General features: G+C 41.2%; 19 protein-coding genes. 13 read left to right on the forward strand and 6 right to left on the reverse strand.

All coding sequences use genetic code 11. The annotated features are described in order from the left end of the window. Positions 1–7 precede the first annotated feature (7 nt). From hcaD to FTU13_RS11025, 4 genes are all read left to right on the forward strand, one after another. The gene (gene hcaD, locus FTU13_RS11010) at positions 8–1,243 is read left to right on the forward strand and encodes a 3-phenylpropionate/cinnamic acid dioxygenase ferredoxin--NAD(+) reductase subunit (RefSeq protein ID WP_180128303.1); all 1,236 of its coding nucleotides are present in this window, start codon (positions 8–10) and stop codon (positions 1,241–1,243) included. Positions 1,244–1,678: 435 nt separating this feature from the next. Further along, on the forward strand, positions 1,679–2,581 hold the full coding sequence (locus FTU13_RS11015) for a DMT family transporter (RefSeq protein WP_180054331.1): 903 nt from the start codon (positions 1,679–1,681) through the stop codon (positions 2,579–2,581). 231 nt (positions 2,582–2,812) lie between these two features. Then, on the forward strand, positions 2,813–3,754 hold the full coding sequence (locus FTU13_RS11020) for a cation diffusion facilitator family transporter (RefSeq protein ID WP_078192768.1): 942 nt from the start codon (positions 2,813–2,815) through the stop codon (positions 3,752–3,754). A 60-nt stretch (positions 3,755–3,814) separates the two neighbouring features. Then, on the forward strand, positions 3,815–4,870 hold the full coding sequence (locus tag FTU13_RS11025; RefSeq protein ID WP_180078123.1) for an MBL fold metallo-hydrolase: 1,056 nt from the start codon (positions 3,815–3,817) through the stop codon (positions 4,868–4,870). An 81-nt stretch (positions 4,871–4,951) separates the two neighbouring features. Here the strand turns inward: FTU13_RS11025 and FTU13_RS11030 are convergent, their stop codons facing one another. Further along, on the reverse strand, positions 4,952–6,472 hold the full coding sequence (locus FTU13_RS11030; RefSeq protein WP_078192766.1) for a catalase: 1,521 nt from the start codon (positions 6,470–6,472) through the stop codon (positions 4,952–4,954). A gap of 1,038 nt (positions 6,473–7,510) precedes the next feature. Between FTU13_RS11030 and FTU13_RS11035 the strand changes: the two genes are divergently transcribed. Further along, a complete protein-coding gene (locus tag FTU13_RS11035; protein ID WP_180128305.1) occupies positions 7,511–7,789 on the forward strand; it encodes a hypothetical protein in 279 nt (92 codons plus the stop codon). A gap of 595 nt (positions 7,790–8,384) precedes the next feature. On the opposite strand, the gene FTU13_RS11040 is transcribed toward FTU13_RS11035, so the two are convergent. Beyond that, entirely contained in the window at positions 8,385–8,993 is a 609-nt protein-coding gene (locus FTU13_RS11040; protein ID WP_180128306.1) for a TetR/AcrR family transcriptional regulator, read from the reverse strand. A 91-nt stretch (positions 8,994–9,084) separates the two neighbouring features. Between FTU13_RS11040 and FTU13_RS11045 the strand changes: the two genes are divergently transcribed. Further along, positions 9,085–10,746: an acyl-CoA dehydrogenase family protein gene (locus tag FTU13_RS11045; protein ID WP_180128308.1), complete on the forward strand. Its 1,662-nt coding sequence runs from the start codon at positions 9,085–9,087 to the stop codon at positions 10,744–10,746. Between the two features lie 194 nt (positions 10,747–10,940). Then, positions 10,941–11,126 carry a hypothetical protein gene (locus FTU13_RS11050; protein WP_078192875.1) on the forward strand — a complete coding sequence of 62 codons (186 nt, stop codon included), beginning with the start codon at positions 10,941–10,943 and terminating at the stop codon, positions 11,124–11,126. A gap of 1 nt (position 11,127) precedes the next feature. Here FTU13_RS11050 and ptsP read toward each other — a convergent pair whose 3' ends face one another. After that, positions 11,128–13,422 carry a phosphoenolpyruvate--protein phosphotransferase gene (gene ptsP / locus FTU13_RS11055; RefSeq protein WP_180128310.1) on the reverse strand — a complete coding sequence of 765 codons (2,295 nt, stop codon included), beginning with the start codon at positions 13,420–13,422 and terminating at the stop codon, positions 11,128–11,130. 77 nt (positions 13,423–13,499) lie between these two features. Next, positions 13,500–13,979: an RNA pyrophosphohydrolase gene (locus tag FTU13_RS11060; protein WP_078192761.1), complete on the reverse strand. Its 480-nt coding sequence runs from the start codon at positions 13,977–13,979 to the stop codon at positions 13,500–13,502. 181 nt (positions 13,980–14,160) lie between these two features. Between FTU13_RS11060 and FTU13_RS11065 the strand changes: the two genes are divergently transcribed. From FTU13_RS11065 to FTU13_RS11075, 3 genes are all read left to right on the forward strand, one after another. Then, positions 14,161–14,817 carry an HAD family phosphatase gene (locus FTU13_RS11065; protein WP_180106249.1) on the forward strand — a complete coding sequence of 219 codons (657 nt, stop codon included), beginning with the start codon at positions 14,161–14,163 and terminating at the stop codon, positions 14,815–14,817. Between the two features lie 91 nt (positions 14,818–14,908). Then, on the forward strand, positions 14,909–15,382 hold the full coding sequence (locus FTU13_RS11070) for a DUF2628 domain-containing protein (RefSeq protein ID WP_078192759.1): 474 nt from the start codon (positions 14,909–14,911) through the stop codon (positions 15,380–15,382). A 96-nt stretch (positions 15,383–15,478) separates the two neighbouring features. Further along, positions 15,479–15,721 (forward strand): DUF2789 family protein, encoded by a 243-nt coding sequence (locus FTU13_RS11075; RefSeq protein WP_078189726.1) that lies wholly within the window; start codon positions 15,479–15,481, stop codon positions 15,719–15,721. Positions 15,722–16,340: 619 nt separating this feature from the next. Here FTU13_RS11075 and FTU13_RS11080 read toward each other — a convergent pair. Then, positions 16,341–17,204: a LysR family transcriptional regulator gene (locus tag FTU13_RS11080; protein ID WP_180128312.1), complete on the reverse strand. Its 864-nt coding sequence runs from the start codon at positions 17,202–17,204 to the stop codon at positions 16,341–16,343. A gap of 468 nt (positions 17,205–17,672) precedes the next feature. Between FTU13_RS11080 and FTU13_RS11085 the strand changes: the two genes are divergently transcribed. After that, positions 17,673–17,882 (forward strand): hypothetical protein, encoded by a 210-nt coding sequence (locus FTU13_RS11085; RefSeq protein ID WP_180024477.1) that lies wholly within the window; start codon positions 17,673–17,675, stop codon positions 17,880–17,882. 127 nt (positions 17,883–18,009) lie between these two features. On the opposite strand, the gene FTU13_RS11090 is transcribed toward FTU13_RS11085, so the two are convergent. Further along, positions 18,010–18,246: a DUF2061 domain-containing protein gene (locus FTU13_RS11090; protein WP_180128314.1), complete on the reverse strand. Its 237-nt coding sequence runs from the start codon at positions 18,244–18,246 to the stop codon at positions 18,010–18,012. Between FTU13_RS11090 and FTU13_RS11095 the strand changes: the two genes are divergently transcribed. Further along, positions 18,245–18,445, forward strand: coding sequence for a hypothetical protein (locus tag FTU13_RS11095; protein ID WP_180128317.1), 201 nt, complete (start codon positions 18,245–18,247; stop codon positions 18,443–18,445). The two genes, FTU13_RS11090 and FTU13_RS11095, sit on opposite strands and share 2 nt — an antisense overlap. 157 nt (positions 18,446–18,602) lie before the next feature. Next, positions 18,603–20,051 (forward strand): 3-isopropylmalate dehydratase large subunit, encoded by a 1,449-nt coding sequence (gene leuC / locus FTU13_RS11100; protein ID WP_180128319.1) that lies wholly within the window; start codon positions 18,603–18,605, stop codon positions 20,049–20,051. Positions 20,052–20,063 lie beyond the last annotated feature (12 nt).

A 20,063-nucleotide genomic window follows, 5' to 3' on the forward strand; every position in this document is an offset into this window, starting at 1 on the left:
TATACCCATGAGCCAAAATGGTATCGAAACCATCGTTATTGTTGGAGCTGGTCAAGCTGGTGCTAGCGCCATTTTAGAACTCCGTGCGAACAAGTATGAAGGCAAAATCATTTTGGTGGGTGATGAAACACATCTTCCTTATGAACGTCCGCCTTTGTCTAAAGACGTAATTCTAAAACCTGAAGAGACCAAAATCGAAATTCTGTCAGAAGAAAAATTGGCAGAACTCGGTGTTGAACATATTCGTGGCAATGGCGTTGTGAAAATCCATAGCGATGCGAAAACAGTTGAACTGAAAAATGGTGAAATTGTGTCATTTGACAAGTTGCTTCTAGCAACTGGTGGTGCAGCACGCCGTTTACCGAATTTCGATGCTTTGGGTAAACACGTTTATACCTTACGTAACCTTGAAGATTCACAAGCATTGGTGCCTGTATTACAAGCGGGTCGCCGTATTGTATTGATCGGCGGTGGTGTGATTGGTCTTGAGCTTGCATCTTCAGCACGTTCTAAAGACTGTATCGTGACCGTGATTGAAATGGGTCCAATGGTGATGGGGCGTTCATCTCCACGCGTATTGAGCGAATTCTTATTGGCTCAACAACGTCTTGCAGGTGTAGATGTTCGTCTTTCGACTTCTATTTCTGGCTGTAAGCTTGATGGCGAAGAAGTGGTGATCACGCTTGAAGGCGGTGAAGAACTTCGTGCCGATGCAGTGATCTATGGTATTGGCATTGTGCCAAATGCTCAACTTGCGGTTGATGCAGGTTTAGACGTTGATTTTGCCATTAAAGTGAATGATAACTGCCAAACTTCGCATCCAGATATTTATGCAGCGGGTGACGTTGCGACTCAGCTTCGTGACTGTGGTAACCACCGTCGTGTCGAAACTTGGGAAAATGCGAACTTGCAAGCAGGTATCTTTGCTCGTCATGTAATGGGTGTTGAACATCCAACCCCAAATCCAGCGTGGTTCTGGACAGATCAATTGAATATCAACTATCAATTTGTAGGTGATATGGCTGCAAGCGAATGGATTGCACGTGGCGAAGTAAATCCTGAATTAGCTGCAGAATCATCATTTGTTTTGTTTGGTGTTACTGACGGTGTAATCGTGGGTGGTATCACTGTGAATGCTGCAAAAGAGATGCGTCATTTGAAAAAATTGATTAGCAAGAATGCGGCGTTTGAAGCGGATAAATATTTAGATTTAAGCCAAGATTTACGTAAACTTGTAAAGTAAGCTGAATGTCTAAGAGGAGCAGACTTGCGGTAACGTAGGTCTGTTTTTTTATGTCTTTAGTTTTAGCATCGCACTTATAAAGCTATTTTGTAGTCCATGTATATAGTTTTAGCTTATGTAGATCTATTCAACGGTTTTAATCCTCCCCAGCCCTCCTTTTTCAAAGGAGGGAGTAGTCTTTGTGAAGAATGGATTTCGTTTAGATGTTTCCCTCCTCTTTTTTTTAAGAGTGGTTAGGGGAGATTATTGATCGTTTGAGGAGAAGTCCATATACCCCAAACGATCGGTGGCATTCATACCGCCTCCAATTTAGTTGATAAAGGGGAGAGCAATAATTGGTCTTAAACTTTATTAGTTACTGGTCTTACGAGTAGTTCCAGATCTGAATAGTGGGTTTCAGGTTAAGTCGTTAGAACAATCAAATTTGAGAATGAAATGAAATCTTCACTGCCGCTGACGGCAAGTATATATGCTCTTTTGGTACTGATTTGGGCGACGACGCCGCTCGCGATTGTGTGGAGTGTACAGGAAATACATCCGATGTGGGTGTTGATTATCCGTTACTTCGGTGCATCTATTATTGCGCTGTTTTTGTTGAAATTGATGCGTGATCCTTTGCCGTTTGATGAAACCTCATTAAAAAGTTATGTGGCAGGGAGTTTGAATTTGATTGGCGCACAGTTATTTATTTATCTGGCAGCCAATTATCTCACCTCTGGTTTAATGGCACTGATTTTTGGTTTTTCACCCTTAATTGCCGGTTTGATTGGGCATGTAATTTTAAAAACACATAAATTGGTCGCTTTGCAGTGGTTGGGCATGGCGGTTGCAGTGGGAGGTCTAACTTTTGTCTTTGCAGATTCTGCTGATAGCAAAGTCAATCCAATTGGCGTTGTACTGATGCTAATCAGCATGGTGTCGTATATCAGTTCGATTTTTTGGGTGAAGCAGATTAATGCACCGTTAAAGCCGATGTCACAGGCAACCGGTTCCCTGATTGTTTCTGCTTTAGGATCGATGCTCATTATTCCATTTATTTGGCAGCATTTTCCAACCGAATTGCCAAGTGGCCGTGCCATGATAGGTTTTGTCTTTACCATGATCATGTCATCTATTGTGGCAATGCTGTGTTACTTCTGGCTGATCAAACGTTTGGCGGCATCAACGGTGTCACTCAGTAATGTGATGACACCTGTCATAGCATTGGTTTTGGGAGCGACGTTGAACAGTGAATATATTAGCTCCAATGCCTTTGTTGGAATCGTGGTCGTGATGTTTGGTATTGTGATGTACTTTTGGAAAGAGTGGCGCGAGCAATATTTTAATAAAGTACGTTGAACCGTGTACATCTACAGAATTATAAGGAAGCTGCGGCTTCCTTTTTTGTTCTATACCTTTGCGCTAAAGAGCGTGTTTCACATGGAATATGATGGCATTGTCGAAACAATCGACAGTTGGTGTAAAAACAACAAAATAACAAACAACAGCTACAGTCAGTTTGAGTACTATGGAATGAGCTATAAAATCAAATAGATCTGTTTGATAAAAATAAATTTAGGACAATTTTAAATGTCTGAATCTAACAAAATCGTGGTATATGCAGCGCTCTTCGGCAATTTAGCGATTGCACTGGTGAAGTTTGTCGCTGCCTATATCACGAATAGTTCGGCTATGTTGAGTGAAGCTATTCACTCTGTGGTTGATACTTTAAATGAAATCTTACTGCTCTACGGTATGAAAAAATCGCAGCAGCCAGCAAATGCACGCCATCCGTTTGGTTATGGGAGAGAGCTGTATTTTTGGGCTTTTATTGTGGCGTTGATGGTCTTTGCTTTGGGTGCGATCGTGTCGATTTATCAAGGGATTAGTCATATTTATCACCCCGAAGAAATGCAAAATCCGATGATTAACTATATCGTATTAGGTATTGCGATTTTGTGTGAAGGGACCTCTTGGTTTGTGGCATTGAAAGCATTTCGTAAAATCAAAGGGAAACAGGGCTATTTTGAAGCATTTCGACGCAGTAAAGATCCGACGACATTTACCGTGTTATTTGAAGATTCAGCAGCGCTGATTGGTCTGTTTATTGCCCTGATCGGTATCTATTTATCACACGCGCTGAATATGCCAATGCTTGATGGTCTGGCATCAATTCTAATTGGGGTTGTACTCGCTATTTCAGCAATTTTACTTGCACGTGAGACTAAAGGATTGCTCATGGGAGAAACTGCTGATCCACAATTGAGGCATAATGTCTTGATGGTTGCAGAGCAAGATCCAGCAGTGCATTCTGCCAATGGGGTGTTAACAGAGCAGATGGGTGCACATCAAGTTTTGGCATCTTTGAGTCTTGAATTTAAAGATAATTTAACGTCAGATGATATAGAAGCTTGTGTCAACAGAATTGAAGCACAAATTAAACAGCTTCATCCTGAAATTGTGGCACTCTTTGTCAAGCCTCAATCTCGGAAGGTTTGGCTTGAGCGCATGAAAGGTCGTCTTGATCAATAGGTCTGCGAGGTTAAATACTTTGCAAGGTTTGTCAGCATAGTGAATGAATTTTAAATACACATGAATCAAAAAACTCAATCAGCACAGTTTCAAATCAGAACTAAAAGCTGTATGAAACATACGTGGACGAAGCCTGTATTTGATTATCTGGCAACTGACCATTTTAATGGGGAAAAATTCTTTAATACCCTTCGAAATCCCGATGCGTTTACGCGTAAAGATATGCTGAAATGGATCATGACGCGTAAAAGCGATACATGGAAAGTAGATCGTGAGCAAGAATACCAACAGTTTTTTGCTTCTTCGCGTAGCATTCCGCACAATCGGCCATTGGCTAAAATGGATGATTGGTTGGTTTGGTTTGTCGGACATGCGACGGTTTTGATTCAAATTGGGCCATATAATTTTTTGACCGATCCTGTATGGGCGGAGTATGCAGGCCCACGTCAAGGGACTGGACCACGACGTGCTTGTCCTGCAGGAATTGCCTTAGAAGAATTACCTACAATTCATGGGGTTTTACTGAGCCATAATCATTATGATCATATGGATTTAGCAACCTTGAATTGGTTACATGAACAATTTGCTATGCCGATTTATACTGGTTTAGGCAATGCTTATTATTTACCCACACATTTCAATGTCATTGAACTTGATTGGTGGCAATCGGAAATGTTTGAAGATTTGCGTATCGTTTATACGCCTGCACAGCATGGTTCAGGTCGTGGTTGGCGAGATCAAAATCATGCCTTATGGGGAGGTTTTTCCATCGTGCATAGTACAGGACATTTCTTCTTTGCTGGAGATACGGGCTATGCCGCGCATTTCAAACAAATCCATACACGCCTAGGTGCACCCCGAGTAGCGTTATTACCGATTGGAGCTTATGAGCCACGTCGTTTAATGAAATATTTGCACATGAATCCCGAAGAAGCTTTTCAGGCGCATAAAGATTTACAGTCAAAATGTTCATTGGCAATGCATTATCGGACTTTTCAGTTGACTGATGAAGCTAGAGACCAACCTGAACATGACTTACATCATGCAATGCGAAAAACATCAAAGTTAATGAATCCATTTTTAACCATGCATGAAGGCAAAAAATTGATTGTTTAAGGATTAATAGAAGGTAATTGGAATATTTAATGCCAAGAAAAAACCACCTTAAAAGGTGGTTTTTTTATTCAAAGATAAAACTTAAAGCAAGCCAGGATTACCTTGAGCTGGATCAGTTGCACGAGCAGCTTGCGCATCCGCTACAGTTAAGCCTAATGCTTTTGCAACACCTTCACCATAAGCTGGATCACATGCGTAACAGTTACGGATATGACGATATTTGATGAAGTCGAGTGCATCGCCCATTGCGCCAGCAGTGTTATTAAACAATGCTTGTTTTTGTTCATCATTCATTAAGTTGAATAAAGCACGTGGTTGACTGAAATAGTCGCTGTCATCTTCACGGTAATCCCACAAGTCAGCATCACCAGTAATTTTCAATGGTGGTTCTTTGTATTGTGGTTGCTCTTGCCATTGGCTGAAGCTGTTTGGTTCATAATGCGGTGTTGCACCATAGTTACCATCAATACGGCCTTGACCATCACGACGGTTGGAATGAACAGGGCAACGTGGTGCATTTACAGGAATTTGGTAATGGTTTACACCCACGCGATAACGTGCAGCATCAGCATAGTTGAATAAACGCGCTTGCAGCATACGGTCAGGTGAGAAGCTAATGCCCGGCACCAAGTTGCTTGGTGCAAAAGCGGCTTGTTCAACATCTTGGAAATAGTTTTCAGGGTTACGGTTGAGTTCGAATTCACCCACTTCAATCAACGGATAGTCGCCTTTAGGCCATACTTTGGTTAAATCAAATGGGTGATAAGGTACTTTTTCTGCATCAAGTTCAGGCATGATTTGAACGTACATTTTCCATTTTGGGAAATCGCCGCGTTCAATTGCATTGAACAGATCGGTTTGTGAACTTTCACGGTCTTTGGCAATAATCGCTTCAGCTTCAGCATCGGTTAAGTTTTTAATGCCTTGTTGAGTGCGCATGTGGAATTTAACCCAGAAGCGTTCATTATTGGCATTAATAAAACTGAAAGTATGACTGCCAAAACCATGCATATGACGGTAACCATCTGGAATACCGCGGTCAGACATCACAATCGTAACTTGGTGTAGAGCTTCAGGTAGTAAAGTCCAAAAATCCCAGTTATTAGTTGCACTACGCTTATTGGTTTTAGGATCGCGTTTTACTGCTTTGTTTAAGTCAGGGAATTTACGAGCATCACGTAGGAAGAAGACAGGGGTGTTATTACCAACTAAATCCCAGTTACCTTCTTCAGTATAGAATTTAAGGGCAAAACCACGAATATCGCGTTCTGCATCTGCAGCACCACGCTCACCCGCTACGGTAGAGAAACGAGCAAAAAGTTCAGTTTTTTTACCAACTTCTGAGAAAATTTTAGCGCGGGTATATTGGGTAATATCGTTAGTCACGGTAAACGTACCGAAAGCACCAGAACCTTTGGCATGCATACGACGCTCTGGAATTACTTCACGAACGAAATTACCGAGTTTTTCATTAAGCCATAGGTCTTGGGCAAGTAAAGGACCACGTGCACCTGCCGTCATACTGTTCTGATTATCTACAACAGGAGCACCAGCATCAGTTGTTAGGTGGGTGACAGGACATTTTTTAACGTCGTCGCTCATTGAGTATCTCCATTATTATAATCATGTATTAAAGTTGGGAGTTATAACCTTTCAATTGATAACACGCTCAACAGCACATGACATTAACCGTTTTGTTAATTCATTTTAAAGTGACAATGTGACAACAGTTTTTCTCTTATTCTAAAATTTTTCAAGCAGCAATCAATCGAAGAGAAGTTATAAAACTGTAGCCGTTAAAAGCTTAAAAATCTCTATATACTTATTGACTCTAAAGCTTTCTGTGGCTTTTGACAAATGGAAAAATAGTTTTGTATAAATGGTTAATTCGATTGATTAAGTTATTGAATTTATAATATTTATTTATATATTTTGTTTTGATATTTTATCCATGAATTAAACTCAAATATATTGCTATGATAGGTAGAAGAGGACGAAATATCTAAATCCATATTTTTATTATGGATTTTGGCCTTAATATAGGTTTTTTAGCTGATTCTAGTTAATGAAAGACATTTTTATGTTGTTAATATTGCAGAGTTTTTCAACATTAAAGACATTATTTAATACTTAAAATAAGCTAAAAATACAGCTGAAGAAATATTGGCAAGTGGATTACGTCGTTTAAAAAATGTAAATAAATTTTTATGGATTGATGCCAGTTGGTACAGCTATCTTTATTGTTGTCAGGTCAGGTGTTGTCACTCCAGCGTGTATCGATTCCTACATCATATCAACATACTAGGTAACCTTACGTGATCGCATATCGTAGTTGAGGGGGTTAATGGCGAACCCATTTTGACCTCGGGATATATTTTACTCCCAAAAGGATAAGCACTTAAACAAGACTGGACCGTATTGGCATGAGCACATGGCACGACTGTGCGGCTGATACAAGTGCTCCTTCAAGTGATTATACAATGGGCCTGTATATAGTTTGCAACTAGTCATAGATGGTGCAATCGACAGTTGTTTGAGGCATGGCTATGTAGTGGTTGCAACAGATTATAAGGACTGGGTAAGCCAAAACTGCACCCTCATATGAATGTAGTCAGTTAAGTTTATAATTTGGTGCATTCTGTGCGTGCATTGCATTCTTGGAAGCCGAGGCAATTTAGTAAAGACTGGATGCTGATGGGGCGTAGTCAAGGTGGTGCAGCTGCTATTGCGGTTGCAGCTCAGGAGCAAAAAGATGCGCTTGAATTGAATCTTAAAGCTGCAATACCCTTGGCACCGGGTGGTTATCAATATGAATGTATTGCTGAATACGTAGAAACCAATCCAAATCCAGATACCAATGTAGCGGCATTTTTCCCCAGCGTGTTGTTGGGAGCAGCCGAAGCAGATCGATCAATGTAGATCAACAGGTTAGTCCAGATATGCAGTCTTTACTATATCAGGCCCGTAAACGTTGTCTATCAGAAATAAAAAATTTGTTAAAACAAGCACCTCAGTCAATCTTTTAAAAAATTCAGACTTAAGGCCATCCCTAAGCTATTTAAAATGGCAGTCGATTGAATATAAGACCCTAACCGTAACACTGATGTTTGTTTAAGGCGCCGCAGGCCATTTGTAGATCACCTTGGTACTCAAAGTTATTACCAGAAAGTGTGCAAATAAAAAATTGCCAGCAGTTTATCAGGCGATCCCAAATGGCTATCATCGGGGGGCATTAGGCCATAGTCCAAAATATACGGCTGAATTTTTAAAGAGCTTACAACTGGCCAGCATTGCAAAGGCGTATAAATGAGATAAGTAAGCTAGCAATATAAGCTTAACTTCTAAAACACTTTTATTGAAGGATGAACCAAGTGATGAATGATTTTCTTCTACCGTAAAAATGAATTTCCTAAATATTTAAAATAACTGGTTTAAGAGCCGGTTTTTTGTAAATAACATGACTTTATTTTATTCACCAATGCATTTGAAACGTCATTAGACTTGTCCGCGAAGTCTAATCGCGCAACATATGAATTATATCTCGCTTTAATTCATCCCATTCAGTAAAGTTGGGTACGATCAACAAGCTTTGCGACACAAAGCCATAACACACTCTTTGTATATTTAAAGCCATTGGCTTGAGCTTTTCCTCGTTATTTATAAAAGGCTTAAGCATGTGTTGCCACATTTGCACCATCATGACATAACTTTTACGGTAACTTTCAATATCTGAAATCCGCCGTTCCAATAAAAACACCTGTGACCATAAAAACTGCTGCGCTTGAATTTGCTCAATTTGGAAGTGGATGATTTGCTGTAAATACTCTTGAAAAACCAAATCTGTGGATAACTTCATCAGCGATTGTGCATAAGTTTTCATCTGTTCGGCATTGTGTTTCACATGCAAATGAATGGTTAGCGCAATCAAATCTTCCTTCTTGGAAAAATATTCATAAAATGTCCCTAAGCCAACGCCTGCAAGGTCGGTAATTTCACGAATGGTAATTTGACTGGCAGGGCGCTCATGCAAAAGCCGAACAAAACTTTCCTGTAAGGCTTCTTGGGTGAGCTTTGCACGTGATTGACGCGGCTTACGCCGTATCTGAATGGCTGAATTCTTCATATTGTTAAGCGCTGAAAACCGAACGTCTATGCTTTAAATTTTCTCTATACTGAAATGAAAAGCAAACAAGAACAAGTGGAAAATATAGACGATGAATACATTAGAACAGCCATGGATGACGCATCAAATCAGCAACCAATTTGATGAACTAGAAAACTACAATCTATTTTCAAGCGATACGGTTTTACATGAAATCTTAAAACGCTGCAGCAGCCATGATCAGCCGACTTTATGCGAAATGGGCAAAGTGGCAGGTTCGAGTGAATACTTTCAGCATGGGGCTTTAGCCAACAAACATACCCCAATTTTACATGCCTTCGATGCGCGAGGCCGCCGTACTGACTTTATCGAGTTTCATCCTTCATGGCATAAATGGATGGGACTCAACCGCCAGTTTGATACCCATGCACATCCATTTAATCAGCCAAATTCCAAGGCAAAATGGGTGGAGTGGGCAGCACGTTTTTATTTAGCAGGTCAGGTCGAGTGCGGCAATTTATGTCCAAATGCAATGACGCTCGGCAGTATTCCACTCATTCAGCGCGAACCTGAACTGTGGGCGAAAATTGGCGAGAAACTACTATCGACTGAATATGATGAACGCGATGTACCGATAGCTCAGAAAAAGTCGATTTGGCTTGGAATGGGCATGACTGAAAAGCAGGGTGGTTCAGATGTACGTGCCAATGAGACCATCGCAGTGCCTGCAGCAGAAACAGGACGAGGCAAGGCTTATTTACTTACGGGGCATAAATGGTTTTTCTCTGCACCGATGTGTGATGCGCATTTGGTGGTGGCAAAAACCGAACAAGATGGCTTGGCTTGTTTCTTTGTGCCGCGTTGGTTGGAAGATGGCACCAAGAATAATATTCAGGTACAGCGCCTAAAAGAAAAAGTCGGTAACCGCTCGAATTCAAGCTCGGAAGTCGAATTCAAAAATGCGTGGGGCATTATGATTGGTGAGGCAGGGCGTGGCATTCCAACCATTATTGAAATGGCGAATTATACCCGTCTGACCTGTTCGGTCGGTTCGAGCGCCATGCTGCGTCAAGCTTTGGTGCAATGCATTGCCTATACCCGTCAGCGTCAGGCTTTTGGTAAACATTTGATTGAACAACCCTTAATGCGTGCAGTTTTGGCAGATTTGGCTTTAGAGAGTGAAGCAGCGACGCAGCTCAGTTTCCATTTGGCGCAGTGCTATGAATCAGATGATGCCTTGTCTGTGGCATGGAAACGCATTATGACCCCAGCAGCTAAGTTTTGGATTTGTAAACGTGCAGTCGAACTAACTGGTGAGATGATGGAAGTTTTTGGCGGCAATGGCTATGTCGATAACGGCATCATGGCGCGCATTTTTAAAGAAGCACCTGTGAATACCATTTGGGAAGGTTCAGGCAATGTTATGTGCCTAGATGTGCTGCGCGCGATTGGGCGTGATCCTGAGTCCATCGAAGTATTATTTAAAGATTTAGCCGCTACAGCAAATACAGATGCAACCCTGCAAACCGAGTTACAAGACTTGTTTGAATCATTTCATCAATCACCTGAAGATTTACAATTTATGGGGCGCAGCCTAGTCAGTCGTTTAACGGTACTTGCACAAGCGGTGTTATTGAAATGCTATGCGCCTGATTATGTAGCAAATGGTTTTATTCAAAGCCGTTATAGCGCTAAACACGGGCAAGTGGTGGGGATGTTGGATGCCAAAATGGTCGATGTAGAGCGTTTGTTGGAACGGGCTTTCGCAAGTTAAATACAATGTATTTCCCTCTCTTAATGGGAGAGGGTTTTGGAGATGGGAATAATGTGGGAAAACAATTTTTTATGGACATGGGACTAACTACGCTGTATCAAAAAGCCATAGGAAAGTGCTTGAAAAAATCTAAAAATAGACCAATATATGCACTACAGTACGAAGGTGCTGTATAGGCGAAAAGGTGAATGCAAATGGCAAAGAAAAAAGTCCTGCCTGAAGTTGAAGTTCGCAACTTCGTGGCAAAACACATGAACGATTTTAACAAAAGCCAAACTTTTGTAGATCGAAAGAAAAATGCAAAACGTGGCTATGACAAGCACAAAAAAGGGAGATACTCAAATGACTATCTCCCTTTTTATTGGTCTGTATTTTTATAATTTAACTGACTATTCGTGTCGCTGATTTCACCATATCACCTAGACCATGAGTCTTAAAGTAATACTCCATTAAGCTTTTCACCATCAGTGGATTATTCATGCTTAAGGCACGATTCAAGAGCTCTTTTGCATCTGGCATCGGCACATGGCAGATGGCTTTACGAACTTTCAGGATATTACTCGAACTCATCGATAGGGTATTAAAGCCCATTGCCATCAATAAAATAGCGGTGAGTGGATCACCAGCCATTTCCCCACAAATACTAATCGGCTTGTCGTATTTATGACATTCATGCACCAAACGAGTCAGCGCACGAAGTACGGCTGGGTGTGAGTGTGAATAGACATTGGCAACACGTGGGTTATTACGGTCCACTGCGAGTAAGTATTGGGTTAAATCGTTTGATCCGACCGAGAAGAAGTCAACCAATTCAGCAAATTCATCGATCTGTAACAGCACACTCGGCACTTCGACCATGATGCCGATTTTGGGTTTGGTAATTTTCACCTGTTCTTCTTCTTGCACCGCTTGCCAGTCACGATCGAGCAAATACAACGCTTCTTCGACTTCGCTGACACTGGTCACCATCGGCAGCAAAATATGCAAGTTGTTCAGGCCAATACTGGCTTTGAGCATGGCACGAATTTGGGCTGAAAAAATCTCAGGATGATCAAGGGTAAAGCGAATCCCACGCCAACCCAGTGCAGAGTTTTCTTCTTCAATCGAGAAATAAGGCAGGTCTTTATCTGCACCAATATCGAGGGTACGCATCACCACTGGTTTATTGGCAAAATGACTGAGCTGTTGACGGTAAATCGCCCGTTGTTCTTCTTCACCTGGGAAGCGATCACGCAGCATAAATGGAATTTCAGAACGGTATAGACCGACACCTTTGGCGCCACGTTGTACACCGCGTACTACATCGATCATCAAGCCTGTATTTACAAACAATCGAACCGCGACGCCATCAGGGGTGATGGCATCTTTGGTTTCGTATTGCTTCAGATCTTTAGCAATTTGCTCTTCTTCTTTTTGAATCTCTTTATAACGTGTGCGTAAACGACGAGGTGGATTGATGAATACACGACCTTGATGTGCATCGACAATCATTTCGACATCATCGAGGGTGTTAATTGGCAGTTCAGTCACACCGACTACAGTTGGAATGCCGAGGGCACGCGCCACAATCACCATGTGTGAGTTCATGGCACCTTCAGTGGTCACAATCGCTGCGATTTTATCGACTGGGAGTTCAACCAAAGCAGCTGTAGAAATTTCCTCACCAATTAAAATACTTTCATCGGTGATTTCACGGTGACTGGCATCTGCTTCTTGTAAAAAAGCCAGGATACGACGCCCCAGATCTTTTAAGTCTGAAACACGCTCACGGAGATAGTCATCTTCCATCTGTGCAAAGAGCGCAATGTGTTTATCAATGACAATGCGAACAGCACCTTGTGCCCAGTTACCGTCGCGAATTTCACTTTTGATTTCCGCGGGGAGGGCATTGGCATCGAGCATCCGTAAGAACACGCTAAATAATGCCCGTTCTTCAGCCATGAGGGCATCTTGCATTTTTTCATCAAGCGACTGAATTTCTTGGCGAACTGCGTCTATGGCATTGTCGAGTAATTCGAGCTCCTCACTAATGTCATCGGCTTCACGATCAGGGACTGAAGCCAAGTCAGCAGGTGGATATAAGATGACTGCACGACCTAGAGCAATGCCGCCTGAACCTGAAATGCCTTGGAAGGTTTTATAGGCTGGCAGATTATTTGGCTTACGAAAGACTTCGATATTCCCGACGGCATGTGCATGGGCAATCACCCCTGAAAGCTGAGCGCATAGGGTCACGAGGAAGGATTCGGCAGCTTCGCTAAAGTCTTGAGGTTCTTTGTTTTGAACCACCAAGACACCCATAACTTTACGGCGATACATTACCGGAACACCGAGGAAGGAATTGTAAATTTCTTCTCCCGTTTCTGGCAGATACATAAAGCGTTCATGCTTCGGTGCGTTATCAAGGTTGACGATTTCTTCACGTTGTCCAACTAAGCCGACCAAACCTTCACTGGTATGCAAAGAGACATGCCCAACGGCTTCAGGGTTTAAACCCTTAGAAGCCATCAGTAAATAACGATGGTTTCGTTCATCAAGCAAGTAGATTGAGCAGACATCCACATGCATGGCTTCTGCCACTTGATTGACCATTATGTCTAAAGATTCATGCAAACTGGCTGACGCATTAATCTCTTGGACTATGCGTCTTAATGTATCCAGCTGCATGTTCGACATCGTGTCTGCTCCAAAATTTATTCTGCTTTATTTATAACAACACTCATCCTAAAAATCTGCATCCATTCTGCAAATTTTTACGGCTTTTGTGGAAGCTGACTGCAAAGTTCCACCATGGCTTTACGATATACATCGCGTTTAAAATTCACCACTTGTCCTAGTGGGTACCAATAGCTGACCCATTGCCATTGATCAAACTCAGGTGGATCTGACAAATCAAGCTGAATATGCTGTGCTGAAGCTGTCAGTTTCAATAAAAACCACTTTTGCTTTTGACCAATACAAACGGGGGCTGAATCGGTACGTATATACCGATGTGGCAAACGATAGCGCAACCACCCTTGGGTTTGTGCTATCACCTGGACGTGTTCGGGCAGTAAGCCAACTTCTTCTCTCAGCTCACGGTAAAGTGCCTGTTCGGGGGTTTCTCCATGTTGGATACCTCCTTGTGGAAATTGCCAGGCATTGTGACCAATGCGCTTTGCCCATAAAACTTGTCCAATGTCGTTTGCCAAAATGATCCCGACGTTGGGTCGGAAACCTTCTGAATCGATCATTTGGCTACCTAAATATTGTGTAATTTATGACTTTGCTCACGGGGACGTTTATTTCTGTGTCCATCTCGAAAAAGCAAAGTGTAAAAATGTTAAAATTGTTATGATCTTAACGAATTTCTATCGACTAGCGGAGATAGATTTACAATTTTTTTCTTAAATTTCAGCTTTTACGAGTATTTTCATGAAATTGGCACTGTTTGACCTTGATCACACCTTATTAAATACCGACTCAGACCATTCTTGGGGGGAGTTTTTGGTCAATGAAGGCTTGGTTGATCCAATTCGTCATCGTGCCATGAATGACAAATTTTATGATGATTATAAAAAAGGCCAGCTTGACCCGATTGCCTATAACGAATTTGTATTTGAGTTTTTAACCCAACATGACAATGCCTACTTAACTGAGTTACATCAGTTGTTTATGAAAAAAGTTATTCGTGCGCAAATGCGTCCAGAGGGCTTTGCTGCCATTCAGCGCCATCAAGATGCAGGGCATCAATTGGTCGGGATCACCGCAACGTCTGATTTTATTACCGCACCGATTTTTCGTGAATTCGGCATTACTGAAATCATTGCGACCAATGCCGAAGTTGTAAATGGTAAATATACAGGTAAAGTAATTAATACTCCGTGCTATCAAAAGGGCAAATTAGTCCGTTTGAATCAATGGTTAGAAGGTCGTGATGTTACAGAGTCCTGGGCCTATTCAGATTCAATCAATGATCGATTCTTATTGGAATATGCGGATCATGCAATTGCAGTTAATCCAGATGATCGTTTAGAGGTCCTAGCAAAAGAACAAGGTTGGGACATTCAAGACTGGTCAATTCAAGCCTAAAGATGAACATGAAAAAAAGCATCTTGAGATGCTTTTTTTTTGATGTTCTTTTGATTAACCCTCGACTCACTTATTTGAACTATCGCTCCGTATGCAGACAGAAGCTTCTTTTAAACATTTAATTCAAATCTTTATTGGGCCACGTGCTCAATCTTATTTAAATTTCATTGAACAACAAGTTGGACAGAACAATGGTCTGAGTTGGGCGGGGTTAATTTTTGGACCCTATTGGTTACTCTATCGAAAGATGTACCGCTATTTCTTCTTATTCTTTGCGGTTGGTTTTTTGATTAGTATGTTGGCACTCATCATTGGTGTGCCTGATCAAGTCTTGATGGGGCTAGCATTGATTCCTAACGTCGTACTCGCAGGGATCGGAAAGCGTTTATATAGCGATTTTGCGGTGCAAAAGACCAAAGCCTATATGCAGCAGCCGAAATATAGTGAGCAGGTGTTTGCTGAAGAAGGCGGAGTGAACTGGGGGCTGCCTTTGTTGTTGGTATTTATTCAATCGGTCGTGATGATTATGCTCAGTTTGCCTTTTATTCAATTTTCACCGCTGTAGAATTCTGTAATTGAGTGCGTGTCCGTTCCGTGTTATATCCTTAAAACAGAATAATTTTGTATCCATAAACAATAAGTTTTAACACGGAGAATGACAATGAGTGTACGTCCACGCATGACTCATCTATTTGAACAACTGGGTTTAGATTCGAGTGAAGACGCGATTGCTTTATTTATCGTGACGCATCAACTCAGTGCCCAAACTAAAATCACCGAAGCAGATTATTGGACAGATGCTCAGCGTCAGTTCTTGGCCGAAAAAATTAAGTCAGATGGTGAATGGGCGATTATTGTCGATCAATTGAATGAATCATTACATGAAGATTCGTTGACGAAGTAAAACTGACGGGTCTTCCTTGGTTTTTTTAATGGGATCGGCTGAAATAGGCGATCCCATTTTTACTGAAAAACTGATGTTACGTACGTAAAAGTTATTTCGTGTTTTTAAAATGATTTTTAAATCTATTCAACTAAGTCTTACATCTAGGAATTGAATAAATTGATTGGCCTTCGGCTGGAGGTACTTTTGTTTCGGCAAAAGTACCCAAAACCATTGTCATCCGCAAAACTCGTTCACTACCGTCTAATTATTCAAAGTATCGCAAAAACATTTTTGATGAGAAGTAGTCCTATCTCAAACAGTTGCGGATGACCTTACCGCGTATCGTTCTTATATTTGAATCAAATTGCACTTCTGATGTTACTGTATAACATTAGTGAAAAGAGGTTGAACTTTCATAATAAGTAAGAGCATCTATTGCTGACCTTGAGCCAAGCTACAAATATTGATGGCAGATTTGAAGGTCACTGCATTGTCTATGATGACTATTCAATAAGGACTGTTCAACACTTGGCTAATCAAGTCATTCGCTTTTTCTAAATGCTTAAACAGATGAATATAAAAAGCCACCATAGCGGTGGCTTGATTAATAATTGAATTTTGTAGGCAAAAAAATGAATTAGATGTGTTTCATCAATTCAACCAGCTTTTGTGCAGCAAGTGACTGAGTACGGCCTGGGTGCCATACCATGCCCAATTGACGATTCATGTTTGAAGGTAAATTCAGTTGTTTTAAATCTTGGTTCAATAAGGTTTTAGGAAGGACTGACCAACCAAGACCAATGGAAACCAACATACGAATCGACTCAAGTGAGTTATTGCTCATGGTGACTTTGGGCTTGAGTCCATACTTTTCAAACTCAGCTAAGGTAATTTGACTGGTATAGGTTTGCGCCGCAGGCAATAGACTTGGGTATTGGATCAAATCTTCTAAGGTTAAATGCTCAACTTGCGCCAAAGGATGGAAAGGCGCAACCACGAATACCAGTGGATCATTCCATGTCGTGATGTATTTTAAACGGCTGTCACCTTGTGGCGGTAAAGTTAAAAATGCCAATTCTAAGTCGCCAGCCAAAACTTGCTCATGGGCCTGTTCAGAATCAACAAAGTGTACATCTAAGGTTACTTCCGGAAACTGTTGTACATATTGACGCAAATGCGCTGGTAAATGGTGTAAGCCGATATGATGACTGGTACCAATTTTCAGTTTACCTTGAACCTGACCTTGCTCATGGCTGAGCGTATGGTGAATATCGCCCAACTCATTCAGCCAGTTTTTTACTTTTGGCAAGAGAGAGTTTGCTGCATGCGTCGCTTGAACACCACGACCCGCGGATTCAAAAAGTTTGACACCGAAGTATTCTTCTAAACTGTGAATACGCTTGGTTACAGCAGGTTGCGTAATGAAGAGTTGATCTGCTGCCAAAGAGATCGAACCAGTTTCCATAACTTTTACAAAGGCTTCAAAGGCTGCGAGATTCATCTTCATTCCTATAAAGAATTTTTATGCTTAGTCTCATTGTTATAATATTTTAAGAATAAATCAAAGGGAAAGTTGTATCTTTTGATTTAAAACTAGGCGTTCAAGCCATACTACGCGTTAAATCTGAGGGGATTTTCCGAGTTCTATAGCGTTATTCGAGTGCTTGATTGTTGCATGATTCGAGATGAAGCTGTGACGTTTTCAGCTTAAATGCGCTGTTACAAAGTTGTTTTTTAAACAGAAACCACAGTTATGCATAATATAAAAAATATAGGGCTGAAAAGTATTTTTAACCGTTTGAATTAAAGAGGAGAGATGGCTTTTCTTTTTAACTCAGCATTGAACTAAAACAAAAATGAACTCAAGTTTTGATGGCTTGGGGAACATAGTTTTCAGTGAATAATTAAAGCAACAGGTACAGTCAGGGCGGCATCTTTTAGCTATGTTTTATCTCACAGGGAGAAGGCGATGGATATTAAGCACATTAAAAATTTATTGGATATTTTTGAAGGGACAGTCGAAAAGCGCTGTGCAATATATGAAATCGCAGATGACGAAGACGACGAAAACCGTGCGGCAGCGGAGTGTAATGCGGCAAAAAACAAACTGATTCTTGCGATAGAACAATTGGTTGAGGCGCATGATCAACTGGCTTTACAGCAAAAAACCAAGCTTTGATGAGCTGTCTACAATTGAATCTATAGGATGAAATGAATAGAAAGTTAAAGTGGATGGAGTAAAAGAACGTTTAAAGGTCATAAAAAACCACCGTGATGGTGGTTTTTTTACAAGGAGCAGGGTTGGATTAAGCGGGGATATTTTCCTCTACAGCTTTATCTTTCTTTTCCCAGACTTTTTCGTGGAAGAAAAAGGCAACCGCTTGAACAGTTGGTTCAAGTAAACTTAAGGTAATAGCCATTGCAATACTGCCTGTCACGTAATAACCAACCAACATCGCAACCGTGATATGCATAATGTAATAGCTCAAGGTTTTTTTGAACATGCGCTGATTATTTTCGACGAACTTGTTAATGTGTACCATGAAAATGCTCCTTGTTAAATTGATAAATCTTGGTAATGATTTAATAATAATGATTCTTATTTGCAATGTAAAAGAGAAAGTTCATTTTATGATCATTGAATTTTTAAATTACTGTTTAAAAATGGCAGAAAGTGAACAAAAAGTCGGAGAAAATTCTAAAGTCTCATCTGCTGAAAGTATTGAAGTGAGCGTGTTTTAAACGCATTAATGGTCTTTAAAATGCAGCGGAAATCAGCAGTTAAATATCATTCCTATAAGTTTTTAAACTAATAAAAATGATAAATTAGATTTATGTGAATACGTGGTTATAATCGATTTAACGAAAGAATTTACCCAGTCCAGTGGAGCAAATCGACATGGCAGGCGAAACCCAAAAAGCGGAAACCCAAACAAAAAAAACCTTGTATGACAAATTGTGGGATGACCATCTAGTAAAACAACGAGATGATGGCTCTTCATTATTGTATATCGACCGTCATTTATTGCATGAAGTGACTTCTCCACAAGCCTTTGAAGGGCTACAGCTTGCAGGTCGTAAACCATGGCGTTTAAGTGCTAACGTTGCAACGCCAGACCATAACGTACCTACTTCTACTAAGGAGCGTGCTGAAGGTATTGCGGGTATTGAAGATGATACCTCACGTATCCAAGTGCAAACTTTAGATGACAACTGTAAAACGTTTGATGTTGCCCAGTTTGACATCAACGATGTACGCCAAGGGATCGCGCATGTGGTTGGGCCTGAACAAGGTTTAACGTTGCCAGGTATGAGCGTGGTGTGTGGTGACTCACATACTGCAACGCATGGTGCATTTGGTTGCTTGGCACATGGTATCGGCACATCGGAAGTTGAACACGTATTGGCGACTCAATGCTTAGTTCAAAAGAAAATGAAGAACATGTTGGTGCGTGTTGACGGTCACTTGGGTCAAGGCGTTACTCCTAAAGACGTGGTTTTAGCAATTATCGGTAAAATCGGTACGGCTGGCGGTACGGGTCATGCGATTGAGTTCGGTGGTCAAGTATTCCGTGATATGTCGATCGAAGGTCGTATGACGGTATGTAACATGGCAATCGAAGGCGGTGCCCGTGTTGGTATGGTTGCTGTTGATGAAAAAACCATTGAATATGTAAAAGGTCGTCCATACGCACCTAAAGGTGAGCAGTGGGATCAAGCAGTAGCATATTGGAATACTTTACATTCTGATGAAGGTGCACATTTTGATACCGTTGTTGTATTACAAGGTGAAGAGATTGAGCCACAAGTATCTTGGGGTACATCGCCTGAGATGGTGATTCCTGTATCTCAAGCAGTACCAACTTTAGAACAAGCTAAAGATGACGTGCAACGTAATGATTGGACACGTGCATACCAATATATGGGCTTAAATGCAGGTCAAGCATTGTCTGATATCAAATTGGATCGTGTATTTATCGGTTCATGTACAAACTCTCGTATTGAAGATATTCGTGCGGCAGCTGAAGTTGCAAAAGGCAAAAAAGTTGCTTCAACAATTAAGCAAGCGATGGTTGTTCCGGGTTCTGGTTTAGTCAAAGCACAAGCAGAAGCTGAAGGTTTGGATAAAATCTTGATTGAAGCTGGTTTTGAATGGCGTGAACCGGGTTGCTCAATGTGTTTGGCAATGAATGCAGATAAATTACAACCGGGTGAGCACTGTGCATCGACTTCAAACCGTAACTTCGAAGGTCGTCAAGGTAATGGTGGTCGTACGCATTTAGTGAGTCCAGCGATGGCTGCAGCGGCTGCAATTGCAGGTCATTTTGTTGATGTACGTTCATTCTAATAGGAGCAAACA

It is taken from the genome of Acinetobacter sp. YH12064 (genome assembly GCF_013419735.1).
Lineage (GTDB): Bacteria > Pseudomonadota > Gammaproteobacteria > Pseudomonadales > Moraxellaceae > Acinetobacter > Acinetobacter amyesii.

Bases quoted from the DNA above. Each gene is read 5' to 3' on its own strand.
- leuC (WP_180128319.1), top strand. From the start codon at position 18,603: ATGGCAGGCGAAACCCAAAAAGCGGAAACCCAAACAAAAAAAACCTTG.
- FTU13_RS11065 (WP_180106249.1), top strand. From the start codon at position 14,161: ATGAAATTGGCACTGTTTGACCTTGATCACACCTTATTAAATACCGAC.
- FTU13_RS11015 (WP_180054331.1), top strand. From the start codon at position 1,679: ATGAAATCTTCACTGCCGCTGACGGCAAGTATATATGCTCTTTTGGTA.
- FTU13_RS11095 (WP_180128317.1), top strand. From the start codon at position 18,245: ATGAAAATGCTCCTTGTTAAATTGATAAATCTTGGTAATGATTTAATA.
- FTU13_RS11050 (WP_078192875.1), top strand. From the start codon at position 10,941: ATGGCAAAGAAAAAAGTCCTGCCTGAAGTTGAAGTTCGCAACTTCGTG.
- FTU13_RS11040 (WP_180128306.1), bottom strand. From the start codon at position 8,993: ATGAAGAATTCAGCCATTCAGATACGGCGTAAGCCGCGTCAATCACGT.
- FTU13_RS11045 (WP_180128308.1), top strand. From the start codon at position 9,085: ATGAATACATTAGAACAGCCATGGATGACGCATCAAATCAGCAACCAA.
- FTU13_RS11070 (WP_078192759.1), top strand. From the start codon at position 14,909: ATGCAGACAGAAGCTTCTTTTAAACATTTAATTCAAATCTTTATTGGG.
- FTU13_RS11080 (WP_180128312.1), bottom strand. From the start codon at position 17,204: ATGAATCTCGCAGCCTTTGAAGCCTTTGTAAAAGTTATGGAAACTGGT.
- FTU13_RS11075 (WP_078189726.1), top strand. From the start codon at position 15,479: ATGAGTGTACGTCCACGCATGACTCATCTATTTGAACAACTGGGTTTA.
- FTU13_RS11085 (WP_180024477.1), top strand. From the start codon at position 17,673: ATGGATATTAAGCACATTAAAAATTTATTGGATATTTTTGAAGGGACA.
- hcaD (WP_180128303.1), top strand. From the start codon at position 8: ATGAGCCAAAATGGTATCGAAACCATCGTTATTGTTGGAGCTGGTCAA.
- FTU13_RS11025 (WP_180078123.1), top strand. From the start codon at position 3,815: ATGAATCAAAAAACTCAATCAGCACAGTTTCAAATCAGAACTAAAAGC.
- FTU13_RS11020 (WP_078192768.1), top strand. From the start codon at position 2,813: ATGTCTGAATCTAACAAAATCGTGGTATATGCAGCGCTCTTCGGCAAT.
- FTU13_RS11060 (WP_078192761.1), bottom strand. From the start codon at position 13,979: ATGATCGATTCAGAAGGTTTCCGACCCAACGTCGGGATCATTTTGGCA.
- ptsP (WP_180128310.1), bottom strand. From the start codon at position 13,422: ATGTCGAACATGCAGCTGGATACATTAAGACGCATAGTCCAAGAGATT.
- FTU13_RS11030 (WP_078192766.1), bottom strand. From the start codon at position 6,472: ATGAGCGACGACGTTAAAAAATGTCCTGTCACCCACCTAACAACTGAT.
- FTU13_RS11090 (WP_180128314.1), bottom strand. From the start codon at position 18,246: ATGGTACACATTAACAAGTTCGTCGAAAATAATCAGCGCATGTTCAAA.